Raw genomic sequence first — 12,840 nt, forward strand, 5'->3', positions numbered from 1 at the left:
TACAGAATATGAAAAATATATTAGCCGCTGCAGCCGCAGCATTTTTACTGATCACAACGACAGGCTGCTCCGATTTCCTGGATGAAGATCTGAAAAAGGAATTGGCTCCTGATAATACCTATACCAGCACATACGGCTTCCAGGTTGGTGTAAACGGATTGTATGCCTGGGCACGTTCTGAATTCAATACCTGGGGAACATCACCGACAACATTAGGACAGGCTTGTCCTTACGAATCATTCCAGGTAGCAACAGACATTGTATATACGGGTCATGGCGACGGCTCACTGGTTCCTTTCGAAACACTGGCTATCACTCCTTCTCTGACATTCGTCGAAAACTATTGGAAATGGTCTTACGGACTGATCGCATCTGTCAATGAACTATTGACCTATGCCGATAAGAACGAAAACTGGGATGCACCGACAGATAAAATCGGTTTCCAAGCCGAAGCACGTTTCTTCCGTGCCTATGCTTACCGCTACCTGGTTTATCTCTATGGAGATGTTCCTTATGTAGATAAAATCGAAAGCGACTTCCGCATAGACTTCACTCGTACACCGAAAGCGGAAGTGCTGAATCACATGATCGAAGACCTGACATTTGCTGCTGATAATCTACCGGAAAACCCGGATAATGTAAACGAGGTGGGTAAGTTGACCAAGTGGGCAGCAATCCAACTGTTATCCGAAGTATACTTAATGGCCGGACAATATGATAAGGCTGAAGCTGCAGCCAAGCAAGTAATTGATTGTGGTTATTTCCACCTGATGACAGAACGTTTCGGTGTAAATAAATCGGGAGCAGGCGACGTATTCTCTGACATGTTCCTTGAATACAATCAGAACCGTACAGCAGGTAATATGGAAACTATTTGGGCAATGCAGCTAGAATATAACACTCCTGGTGGCGGTGGCGACAGCGAAGACTGGACTAAACGTGCATGGGTTCCCAAATACTGGAATGAAACAGGTTTTGTATTGTGCGACTCTCTGGGTGGCCGTGGTCTGGCTCAAATCGTTCCGTTCAAATGGTGGATCGAAAGTGAAGACTTCTACGCTCCTACGGATATGCGTAACTCTAAATATAGTATCAAGAGAGACTGGTATTACAACAATCCTGCAACACCGGAACTGTTTGGTAAAAAATGTGAGGTAACAGAAGACACATGGGCCAAATGCTCTGTTTTCCCAACTATCACCAAGTTCAACTATGGTAAAACGGACGACGATCCTGCTTACACAGGTAATAACAAAGACCGTATGAAGTTCCGTCTGGCAGAAACTTATCTGTTGTTGGCAGAAGCTCGTTTACAACAAGGTAATGCACAAGGCGCAGCCGAAGCAATCAACGTTGTACGTAAACGTGCCGGTGCACCGGAAATTACAGCATCACAGGCAACGATAGACTTCCTGCTGGATGAACGTATCCGTGAATTGGTTGGCGAAGAATTGCGTCGCTTTACATTGGTTCGTACAGGCAAGTTAGTAGAACGTACCAAAAAGTACAACTCTCGCAGCAGCAAAATAGACAACGATCATATTTTGTGGCCTATCCCGCAATCTATCATCGACTCTAACACAGGTGCTGACTTCCCGCAGAATCCGGGTTATTAATTATACTACATGGTAAGGGGCATCTACAGGCAACGTATTTGCCCCTTCTTTCTCTCCTTTCACATACCAAGAAAACATCATATCATGAGATACCTACTCCTAATAATAAGCTTATACATCTCCTCAACCCTCAGCTCATCCGCCCAGGACTGGCTGATCGACGGCTCTTCGTATAAATCGAAAGTACAGACAACACACGAAGGGAAACGTCTCGAACTAACCAACGGCCTCCTGCGCCGTACCTTCCTGCTTGCTCCCAACGCAGCCACTATCGCCCTCGACAACCTGATGACCGGACAAAACGAACTGCGGGCAGTCCGTCCCGAAGCCTTGCTCGTTATTAACGGAAAAGAATATCCTGTCGGAGGATTGACCGGGCAGCCCGTCAACAACTTCCTGACAGATGAATTTATCAACAACATGCAGGCCTGCGACTCCGCTTTTACCCTGGTTGACTACCAGGTCAGCGAAAGCAAGGAACGCTTCCCCTGGAAACCGAATAGCCGGTGGATATCCAACCTGTACCCCTGGCCTGCCCCCGGCAAACGGATCACCTTCAACTACCAGGCTCCGGCAACAGCTCCCCGGGAATGCAAAGACCTGAAAGTACGCGTCATCTACGAACTATACGACGGTGCCCCTATCCTGACCAAATGGATCGAAATCGATAACAAAGGGACGGAAACCGTCACACTCGACTCTTTCAAATCCGAAATACTGGCGTTGGTGGAAACCGCCCCGAAAGTGCATTACGGTGAACCCCATGAAGTACGCATGATGGCACAGGAACCGGGCGCTTACACGAAAGACTTCCGCCGGCAACCCGTGCAGACAGATGCCCCCCGCGACTATATCGACCGTTTCACCCAGCTGTTCGTCGTCACTGACTACGCGATGGGAGGCGATATGGAAGCGATGAAAGATAACCCGGCTGTCCGTTGGGTGTTCGACCATCCGGAATATGAATTTACCGGCATACGCTATTACGGTCAATACAAACCGGCCCGTTTGGAAGTCACTCCGCTGCTAGGCCCCGGTCTCGACATCGAGGCAGGCGACAGTTTCGAATCGTGCACCGCCTTTGAAATGCTGCGCGACGCCACCGACCAGGAACGGCGTGGCCTGGCAGAATGCAAGTTCTGGCGTATGATGGCTCCCTGGACACAGGAGAACCCGATCTTCATGCATGTTCGCGAATCAGATAATGAAGCCGTGAAACAAGCCATCGACCAATGCGCCGCCGTCGGCTTCGAGATGGTGATCATGACATTCGGCAGCGGCTTCAAGATAGAGAACGATTCCGTCTCCTACCTGCAACGGATGAAAGAACTGAGCGATTACGCTACCCGGAAAGGCATTGCCATCGGTGGTTACTCTCTGCTGGCAAGCCGTGGAGCCAAAGACATAGACGCCGCCATTAGTCATAAAACCGGGAAACCGGCCAACACACGCGAAGAAGGTAGCCGTTTCGGCGTATCTCCTTGTATCGCTTCCGATTGGGGAGATACCTACTTCCGTAAACTGCAAAACTTCTTCACCACAACAGGGATGAATGTTTTTGAAAACGACGGTTCATACCCCGGCGACCCTTGTGCTTCCACGTCACACAGCGGCCATAAAGGGTATCTCGACTCGCAATGGCAGCAATGGAAAAAGATTAACCGGTTTTATCGCTGGTGCCGTGCCAACGGAGTCTACCTGAATGTGCCCGACTGGTATTTCCTGAGCGGCTCCAATAAAACACCGATGGGATATGTCGAAACCAACTGGTCGCTGCCCCGCGCCTACCAGGAGATCATCGAACGCCAGAACATCTACGACGGAACCTGGCAGAAAACACCCAGCATGGGCTTCATGTTCGTCCCTCTCACCCAGTATCACGGAGGAGGTGAAGCGGCCACGATCGAACCGTTGAACGAGCACTTGGATCATTACGAAACCCGCCTGCGCAACCTGTTCGGTGCCGGAGTGCAAGCCTGCTACCGCGGTCCCCGTCTGTATGATACCGACGCCACTAAAGAACTGGTCAACAAATGGGTTTCCTTCTATAAAAAGTATCGCCGGATACTCGACTCCGACATCATCCACCTTCGCCGTCCCGACGGCCGGGACTGGGACGGTATCATGCACGTCAACCCGGCTTTGAAGCAAAAAGGATTTATCTCCGTCTACAACCCGCTCGACGTCCCGATCCGGAAAGAGATCAGGATACCTCTTTATTATACCGGGCTGACCGACAAAGTCACCGTCAAAGAGCAGGATCAGAACAGTAAGGTATACGTGTTAGAGCGCGACTACTCCGTCACCATCCCTATCGATATTCCGGCGAAAGGATATAACTGGTACGTCATCGAATAAACAGATTTGTATAACCATATAATATAATGATCATGAATATAAATAAAACACCGGCCAAGCGGCTGATCCTGTGCCTGTCGTTCGGGGTTCTTCCTCTGCTGAACGCAGACAACAGCAGTTTACAGGCTTCACAGCCCCATGCTCAAAAAGGCCAGAAGAAGATTTATCAGAAAGGTTGGATCGACTTCAATAAGAATGGAAAGAAAGACATCTACGAAGATCCTTCCCAGCCCATCGACAAACGAATAGACGACCTGCTCCGGCAGATGACCGTGGAAGAAAAGACCTGCCAGCTCGGCACCATCTACGGATACGGCGCCGTCCTGAAAGACACCCTGCCCACCGCCGAATGGAAAACCCGTATCTGGAAAGACGGTATCGGAAATATAGACGAACACCTGAACGGGGAATGGAAACGCACCTCGCTCGACTTCCCCTACTCCCGTCACGCCGAAGCCATGAACAAGGTACAAGCCTTCTTCGTGGAAGAAACCCGCCTGGGAATCCCCGCCGACCTGACCAACGAAGGCATTCGCGGACTGAAGCACGAGAAATCGACCTTCTTCCCCGCCCAGATCGGCCAGGGCTGTACCTGGGATAAAGACCTGATCCGGGAGATCGGACGTATCACAGGAGAAGAAGCCCGGGCACTGGGATACACCAACGTCTACTCCCCGATCCTCGACGTGGCACGCGATCCGCGCTGGGGTCGCACGGTAGAAAGCTATGGCGAAGACCCGTACCTGGTCGGCGAACTGGGACGCCAGCAGGTGCTCGGCATCCAGAGCAACCGTGTTGTCTCCACCCCGAAACACTTTGCCATCTACGGCGTTCCGGCCGGTGGACGCGATTGCGAGTCGCGAACCGATCCGCACGCCACCCCGCAGGAAGTACATGAGCTGCACCTCGAACCTTTCCGCATCGCCTTCCAGGAAGCAGGCGCACTCGGAACCATGTGTGCACACAACGACTACAACGGTACGCCCGTCAGCGCCAGCCATTACCTGATGACGGAACTGATGCGCAACCAGTGGGGCTTCAAAGGATATATAGTTTCCGACAGCTGGTCGATCAGTAAGAACGTCGACTTCTACCATATCGTATCGACTCCCGAAGAAGCCGTCGCCAGCGAACTCAACGCCGGACTGAATATCCGCACCTTCTTTGAGGAGTCGGAAGTCTTTATCGAAACGCTGAGAAACGCCTTGAAGAAAGGGCTGGTAACGGAAAGCACCCTCGACCAGCGTGTCCGCGAAGTGCTTTACGTCAAATTCTGGCTGGGACTTTTCGACCAACCGTACGTAAAAGACACCAAGCTGGCCGACCGGGTAGTCAGCAGCGACAGGAACCGGGAAGTATCGCTCCGCGCCGCCCGCGAATCGATCGTCCTTCTGAAGAATGAAAACAATACACTCCCGCTCTCGAAAGGGATCAAAAACATTGCCGTGATCGGCCCGCAGGCCGACGAGTACAAATCGCTCACCTCCCGTTACGGCTCGCACAACCCGAATGTAATCACCGGTCTACAAGGCTTGAAGAACCTGCTCGGCGAAAAGGTCAACCTGATGTATGCCAAAGGCTGTAACGTCCGCGACAAGAACTTCCCCCAAAGCGACGTGATGTTCTTCGAGATGAGCGACAAGGAACAGGAAGAAATCGACAAAGCCGTCGAAATAGCCCGGAAAGCGGAGGTCGCCATCATCTACGTGGGCGACGACTTCCGTACGATCGGCGAATCGCGCAGCCGCGTCAACCTCGACCTGTCAGGCCGCCAGAAAGAGCTGGTACGCGCCGTGCAAGCCACCGGAACACCGGTCGTACTGGTACTGTTCAACGGCCGTCCCGCCACCCTCAACTGGGAGAATGCGAACGTGCCTGCCATCGTCGAAGCCTGGTATCCGGGCGAATTCTCCGGACAGGCGGTAGCCGAAGTGTTGTTCGGCGACTATAACCCCGGCGGCAAGCTGTCGACCACCTTCCCGAAGTCGGTCGGCCAGATCCCCTGGGCTTTCCCGTTCAAACCCAATGCCAACGGTAAAGGCTTTGCCCGTGTAGACGGCGAACTTTATCCTTTCGGCTACGGACTGAGCTACACCACCTTCGAACTGAGCGACCTCCAACCGGAGCAAACCCGTATTGCCGACGGCGACACGCTGGCCGTCACCTGCCGGGTGAAAAACACCGGAACAGTGAAAGGCGATGAAGTCGTACAACTCTACCTGGTAGACGAAACGTCTTCCATCTCCCGTTACGAAAGGGAATTATGCGGTTTCGAGCGCGTCACCCTCGATCCGGGCGAAGAAAAGACCGTCATCTTCCGGGTCAACCGCCGTGCTTACGGCATGTATAACGATAAGAATGAGTTTGTGGTAGAACCGGGCAAGTTCCTGTTGTATGCCGGCAACTCATCCAAATCAACCCCGTTAAACGCTGAATTTTATGTGGAATAAATTACTGATACCCCTCCTGCTGCTCCTTTGCAGCCAGGGGGGCTTCGGCCAGACATGGCTGAACAAAACGGACAAGGACATCCTTCAATATGTAGAAGAACATAAAGAACGCATTCAAGACAGCCGGCAAACGCCCTCCCTCTTTACCATGACCTGTCAGGAGGAGGATGAGCTGGGTCGCCTGTTCGACGTCACCTACCGCTTCGACCTGAAAGAAAATGTATGCACCTCCTACGAACGCCTGCTACCCGCCCACCGCTACTGGGCTTCTACCCTGCTGGAACAGGCTTCGCAACAGGAAGCCGATGCCTCCGGCGATGAGATAGATGTAGACGGGGAAACGCTAAATACGGTATATACGTTCGACGATCATGTAGTACATATTGCATTGAAAGACGATCGGCTATCGCTTATCTATACGTTGGCTAATAAATAGAACAAAATAATTAGCTATAAAAGTTTGTACATCCATTGAAATGAGAACTGGAAGAAGATGAGGCTCGGAACTAGAAAGATTTGAGTCAATCTGTCCATAGGCTATCTGTATCAATAAGGCAAGCCTAGTTACAGGTTTATTTGCCGTCTGCTTCAGCTGACGGTTTGCAAGCTGTTTCTCTCTTTTGGCTTTAGCCACATTTCTCTTTAATAGAGAGAGATTTAAAAATGGGACTAAAGTCCAAAGAGATAGACCATCTACTGATCCGTCAGCTGAAGCAGACGGCAAATAAACCTGTAATAGCCAAGTCACTTTGATATGGGATAGTTCAAAACTGTCAATAACTGAAACATCCAAAACGGATAACTATCGAAATATTCGCTCTCCCCTAATCCTTCTAAAAGGAAGGATATTCACATTATTTAACGGAGATAAGCAAGTGAGGGACAGAGTCCTAATAGGACTTAATCCATTCAAGCTTATGCAAAACGTATTAAAAGGGTGGCTCGTCGACAACACGGTGACCACCGATGATCTGAATGACAAGATCTTACAGCTAGAATCGGCAGGTAGTGCAGACTTCGACGACATCATCAGCGAAATGTTGAAGGAAGATACCGGACTGCGTATCGAAACGCTCCGGCATTCCGTTTCGCTCTACAATCGGGTCGTTGCCCGCCTTATCCTCAGCGGATATAGCGTGAACACCGGAATCTTCCGCGCCGTGGCGAAGTTCCTCGGCATTGTGGAAGGCGGCGTTTGGAACAAGGAAAAAAACTCTATTTATGTAGCTGTCACACAAGACAAGGCTTTACGCGAAGAAATCGCTAAAACATCGGTCAGCATTCTAGGAACGAAATCGAACGTAATGTACATCCTCGAAACGGAAGACCGCAAGACCGGACTTAAAGACGGGACGGCTACTTCGGGACGCAATCTCGTGGTTCGCGGTGCCGCACTGAAAGTGATAGGCGACAATGAGACAGTAGGCGTAACGCTGACCAACGGCGAAGGTGTCGTTACAAAGCTCGATGCCGACATGATTGCTTCCAACAAGCCGTCGGAACTGATGCTTTTGATCCCTTCCGGCCTTGCCGATGGCGAATACACGCTAACGGTGACTACACAATACTCCACCGGAGCCGTTTTGAAAGCACCGCGCAGTAGCAGCATCACCCTTTGGATGGGTGGCAAATCCAGTGGCGGCGGCGAAGATGACCGCCCCGTTATAGAATAACAAGACTCCTCTCATTTCCGGAACACCCCCGGCTGCAATCGCAATCGGGGGACTATTCCGGTCGCAATCGGCACCCAATTACGGTCGCAATCGACACTCAATTACGAGCGGAATAGGGTAAGCATTAAAAACTAACTGCAAATTAACTCTCTTTATGCATAAAATTTCTACTCTACTCGTTCTACTCTCACTTTTATTCTCCTCTTCGCTTCATACTGAAAATATAACCCTTAGCATTTCCACAGGAAATATCACCATTACAAATAACGGTTATACACAAACAGGCGGTGGGTCTGGTAGTCTGTCTGGTAGTGGTGGGAGTTTTATCATTACACAGACGGATAATGGACAGACAACTGGAAATACGATCACTGTTTCCAGAGGTACGCATATGATTACCCTAAACAAGATAAATATTCAGAAAACCGGAAGCAATGATTGTGCTTTTGCAATCAGTAACAGCGCAACCGTTTCGTTTCCCTCCTACTTTTGTTTCAAGGCCGGCCGGTCTGTCTCCGTTTTATTTACTTTAACAAAGTATAGATTATTAAGAGAAAACTTATATCTTTACGGAAAATCACTATTGAATTATTGCTTAAGCAAGAGTAAAAACCGAACAAACTATTAGTATGACAAGAATAACCACTAAATTATTTTTGCCTGTCTTTTTCCTTGTATTCCAACATTTGGCTGGTATGGAAACCTCTCCATACTTTTTTACACAGATAGGGGTGGAAGACGGGTTGTCGCAGGGTTCTGTCTCGCATATCTACCAGGATACCGACGGCTTCCTATGGCTAGGTACCCGGGGCGGACTACACCGGTACGACGGATATGAATTTACCGTTTACAAGAATAACCCGACCGACTCCTGTTCGCTGACGGATAACAATATTCTGGATATCGGAGAAGACAGGAACAAAAACATTTGGGTAATAACGGATCACGGTATCCATAAGATCACACGACAGACGGGCAACATCAAACGCTATCGGGTAAAAGAGACACGGTTCATGCACTGCTGCATGTTAAGCCGCAACGGTGATTTCCTGATGGGCGGCGAGAAATTCCTGTATCAGTATGACGAACAGGGCGACTCGCTCGTTTACAAAGACTGGTTATCGTCGACTCCCATCGCATCCAATATTAAAAGCATTCAGGAAGATGACGAAGGCAATCTGTATATCGCCAGTACATTGGCCGGGATGGCTGTACTGAACAAAGAGAGGGAAGTCGTCCACTATTTCCAACACGATCCGGATGATCCGTCTTCGCTGGTCAAAGGGGCCATCCGCAGAATGTTTACGGACAGCAGTAAACGGTTGTGGATCCTTTCGGAAACTTCCGGTATCTGCTATCTGGACAAAAAGAATAATAAGTTCGTCCACCTGAATACCGCCAACTCAAAGCTAAGCAGCAACGTAGTCCGGGCCATCGCCGAACCGGTACCGGGAACCTTGCTGCTCGGTACCTTCTCCGGACTGAATAAGGTAGACGGGCAAACGCTGGAAGTAACTCCCTACAAATTCAACCCCGACGAACCGGGGGCATTGAGCTATTACTCCGTGCACAGCCTGCTGAAAGATAACACCGGAGCCTTATGGGCCGGAACATGGAAAGGACTGAATTACTACAGTCCGGCCCGCAAGCAATTTTACCAGATCACCCCCAACGAATTTACCGGACTGCTGGGAAAAGGGGAAGAGGATGACGAAGGTAACATCTGGTTCGCAACGGAAGGAGCCGGACTGTTCTGCTACAACCCGCAAACGCAAAGCCAGCAATTCTATCCCAAGAAGTCACCTTACAAAAGCAATTACAGCTCAAACATATTCAAATCGTTGCTGATAAAAGGAGACAGCATCATTTGTGCCACCAACCAGGGGGCTGTCTACCTGTTCTCCCGCAAACGGAAAGATTACCGCCTGCTTTACGATTTCCAGCGGGGCGATATCTATACGTTGCTAAACGACAGCAAGGGCAGGTTATGGATACCGACAAACTCCAGCACAGGGTTGGTCATGATAGAGAATGGCAAACAGATCAACCAGTTCCCAGTGGACGGGACAACCAAAAAGTTTTATTTCGTTACCACCATAAAGGAAGTAGAGCCGGATGTGTTTGTCATGGGGACACTCGGACAGGGCATCTACAAATATGATATGAAAAAGGAGACACTTAAGACGGTCTCTTCACCGGAACTCAACTTGCCGGATAATATAAAACCCGGAATAGTGAGCGGCATACAGACCGACTCCATGCAAAATATATGGGTTTCATTCTACGGGAACAGCATATTCCGCTTCGATAAGGAGTTGAACCTGGTCAAACAGTATACCGGAAAAGAGGGGATCACGGATGGTTATATCTATACGATGGTGTACGACCGTAACCAGCTTTTATGGGTTCTATCCGGCAATGACCTGTACTGTTTCGATCCGGCCGAAGACCGCTTTTCGCCTGTCTGGAACGACAGCCAGCTGGTGCTGGAACCTACAATTCACGCAGGAACGACCGATAAACAAGGCATTCTCTATTTTCCCGGAAATAAGGGAATACTATGCTTCAACCCTTCCCAAATGAACAAAAACACATATATTCCGCCTGTCTATCTGACCACCTTATCTATCAATAATAATCCGGTAGAATTTAAGAACACGCAACCACTCCGGTTAAAGGCCAATGAAACCAACATTGCCATCGGATATACTGCTCCGGACTTTATTTCTCCGAAGCAGAACCAATACGCCTACCGGATGGAAGGAGTAGAAAAAGAGTGGAACCATGTGAGGGGAAGAAGGGTCGCTTATTATAGTAATTTGGCCCCGGGTACTTACAATTTCAAAGTAAAGGTTGCCAACAGCGAAAATCTGTGGAATCCGCAAGAGGCCTCCATGAGCATCATCGTAAGCCCTCCCCCATTCAAAACCTGGTGGGCTTACACCTTGTATATCATCATTATTGGCACCATCATCTGGCGGTTTATTTATCATCAGAAAGTACGTCATGAGCTGGAAAGCAGCATTCGTTTCAAACAGTTGGAACAGGAAAAAATGAAAGAATTACACGAGGAAAGAATGCGCCTTTTCACCAACTTCTCACACGAACTACGCACTCCTTTAACACTTATCACCAATCCTCTTGAAGATATGTTGCGCCATAGTTCCTTCTCTATGGAGGTAAAAAACACGTTGCAACTGATGCGTAAAAACACGCAACGATTGCTTCTACTCGTTAATAATCTTATGGATGTGCAAAAATACGACTCGCAAAAAATGGTTCTTCAAAAGGAGAAATTCGATCTGACTGTATTCATTAACGAATTATATGAGTTATTCGCTCCGGTAGCCAGGAACAGGAACATCTCATTTACCCTGAAAAATGATTTACCGACAGACTTCTGCGTCTATTACGACAGGCAAGAGATTGAGAAAGTGATGTTTAACCTGCTTTCGAATGCCTTTAAGTTCACATCCGAAGGGGGGACAATCGAAATGAAACTATCCGCTCTTTCCAACGAAAATGACATAGTTCGTGTGAAACTCTGGCAAAACAGAGACCTCTCGGAAGACTACTATTTACACATACAAGTATCTGATAATGGGGAGGGTATAGCTTCGGAAGATATCGAAAAAATCTTCGAACCATTCTACCGGTCTTCGCAGGACTTACACCACCAGATTGCAGGTTCAGGTATCGGATTGAGTCTGGCCCGTTTTATCGTGGAACAACATGGTGGAATAATCTGGGCTGAAAACATGCCGCAGGCCGGTACACGGATGCATGTTTTGCTTCCGCTTCCCCAAAAACCGGTCAGCAATCCGGTGAAACATACGGAACCGTCTTTACTGGTGAATACACAGGAGTTCCTTCCTTCGGATAAGAAAGAAATTCCGATCATTTCGCAGACATTACTTATAGTGGAAGATAATAAAGATGTATTGGAGTATCTGGAAAAACAGTTTGAAAACGAATATAAAGTACAAAAAGCAGAGAACGGGCAAGAAGCGCTCAAACAAATCGCTATAAAAGTGCCCGACCTGATCATCAGCGATATCATGATGCCGGAAATGGACGGGCTCGAACTGTGCCGACAGGTCAAACAAAACCAGAAATTGTCTCATATACCAGTAATCCTCCTGACAGCCAAGACAATGCCCTCGCAGATAACCGAAGGCTATAACGTCGGGGCAGACGACTATATCATCAAGCCGTTCGACATCGTGCAACTGCAAGCCCGGGTACGCAACCTACTGGCTTCCCGCAAGCAGATTCGTAAGAAATATGAGAAAAAGATCGATCTCAACGAGTTAGGTGTAAAGACATCCCCGCTTGACGAAGAGTTCCTGAAACAATACACGGCTATTGTCAAGGCTAATTTCTCCAATCCCGACCTGGATGTAGACATGATCTGTAAAGAAATAGGCATGAGCCGGGCTAACTTCTACAGGAAAGCGAAAACACTGACCGCCCTCTCTCCCGCCGAAATGATCAAAAATCTGCGCCTGGAAGCTGCCGCCCAAATGTTGCGTGAAACAGATTTAAACGTAAGCGAGATCCTGGAGAAAGTGGCATTCAGCAGTAGCGGTTATTTCGCTTCTTGCTTTAAGCAGGTATACGGTCTTTCGCCAAAAGAATACCGAAAAGTTAATTCTAACGGAAATACCGATAGCTGACACAAAACTAACCATCATTGATATAAAATTAACCTTTCGTATTGGATAATACCGACAATTTTGTCTC

At 48.8% G+C, this 12,840-nt stretch carries 6 protein-coding genes; all 6 read left to right on the top strand.

All coding sequences use genetic code 11. The features are described from left to right. Window positions 1–8 precede the first annotated feature (8 nt). The 6 genes from HMPREF1212_RS15560 to HMPREF1212_RS15585 all read left to right on the top strand — a co-directional run bounded on the left by HMPREF1212_RS15560 (window position 9) and on the right by HMPREF1212_RS15585 (window position 12,773). Complete coding sequence (locus HMPREF1212_RS15560; protein WP_046149955.1) at window positions 9–1,616, top strand: RagB/SusD family nutrient uptake outer membrane protein; 1,608 nt, start codon at window positions 9–11, stop codon at window positions 1,614–1,616. Between the two features lie 84 nt (window positions 1,617–1,700). After that, window positions 1,701–3,974 (top strand): hypothetical protein, encoded by a 2,274-nt coding sequence (locus tag HMPREF1212_RS15565; RefSeq protein ID WP_046149956.1) that lies wholly within the window; start codon window positions 1,701–1,703, stop codon window positions 3,972–3,974. Window positions 3,975–4,006: 32 nt separating this feature from the next. Continuing rightward, on the top strand, window positions 4,007–6,424 hold the full coding sequence (locus tag HMPREF1212_RS15570; protein ID WP_046150433.1) for a glycoside hydrolase family 3 N-terminal domain-containing protein: 2,418 nt from the start codon (window positions 4,007–4,009) through the stop codon (window positions 6,422–6,424). Then, complete coding sequence (locus HMPREF1212_RS15575; protein WP_046149957.1) at window positions 6,414–6,860, top strand: hypothetical protein; 447 nt, start codon at window positions 6,414–6,416, stop codon at window positions 6,858–6,860. The genes HMPREF1212_RS15570 and HMPREF1212_RS15575 overlap by 11 nt, the downstream gene beginning before the upstream one ends. A 481-nt stretch (window positions 6,861–7,341) precedes the next feature. After that, entirely contained in the window at window positions 7,342–8,097 is a 756-nt protein-coding gene (locus tag HMPREF1212_RS15580; RefSeq protein WP_046149958.1) for a DNA-binding domain-containing protein, read from the top strand. Window positions 8,098–8,726: 629 nt separating this feature from the next. After that, on the top strand, window positions 8,727–12,773 hold the full coding sequence (locus HMPREF1212_RS15585) for a hybrid sensor histidine kinase/response regulator transcription factor (protein WP_052725014.1): 4,047 nt from the start codon (window positions 8,727–8,729) through the stop codon (window positions 12,771–12,773). Window positions 12,774–12,840 lie beyond the last annotated feature (67 nt).

This window comes from Parabacteroides sp. HGS0025 (genome assembly GCF_000969845.1).
In the GTDB taxonomy this organism is placed as follows: Bacteria; Bacteroidota; Bacteroidia; order Bacteroidales; family Tannerellaceae; genus Parabacteroides; species Parabacteroides gordonii.

Coding starts and splice junctions, on each gene's coding strand:
- HMPREF1212_RS15560 (WP_046149955.1), top strand. CDS start 9: ATGAAAAATATATTAGCCGCTGCAGCCGCAGCATTTTTACTGATCACA.
- HMPREF1212_RS15565 (WP_046149956.1), top strand. CDS start 1,701: ATGAGATACCTACTCCTAATAATAAGCTTATACATCTCCTCAACCCTC.
- HMPREF1212_RS15570 (WP_046150433.1), top strand. CDS start 4,007: ATGAATATAAATAAAACACCGGCCAAGCGGCTGATCCTGTGCCTGTCG.
- HMPREF1212_RS15575 (WP_046149957.1), top strand. CDS start 6,414: ATGTGGAATAAATTACTGATACCCCTCCTGCTGCTCCTTTGCAGCCAG.
- HMPREF1212_RS15580 (WP_046149958.1), top strand. CDS start 7,342: ATGCAAAACGTATTAAAAGGGTGGCTCGTCGACAACACGGTGACCACC.
- HMPREF1212_RS15585 (WP_052725014.1), top strand. CDS start 8,727: ATGACAAGAATAACCACTAAATTATTTTTGCCTGTCTTTTTCCTTGTA.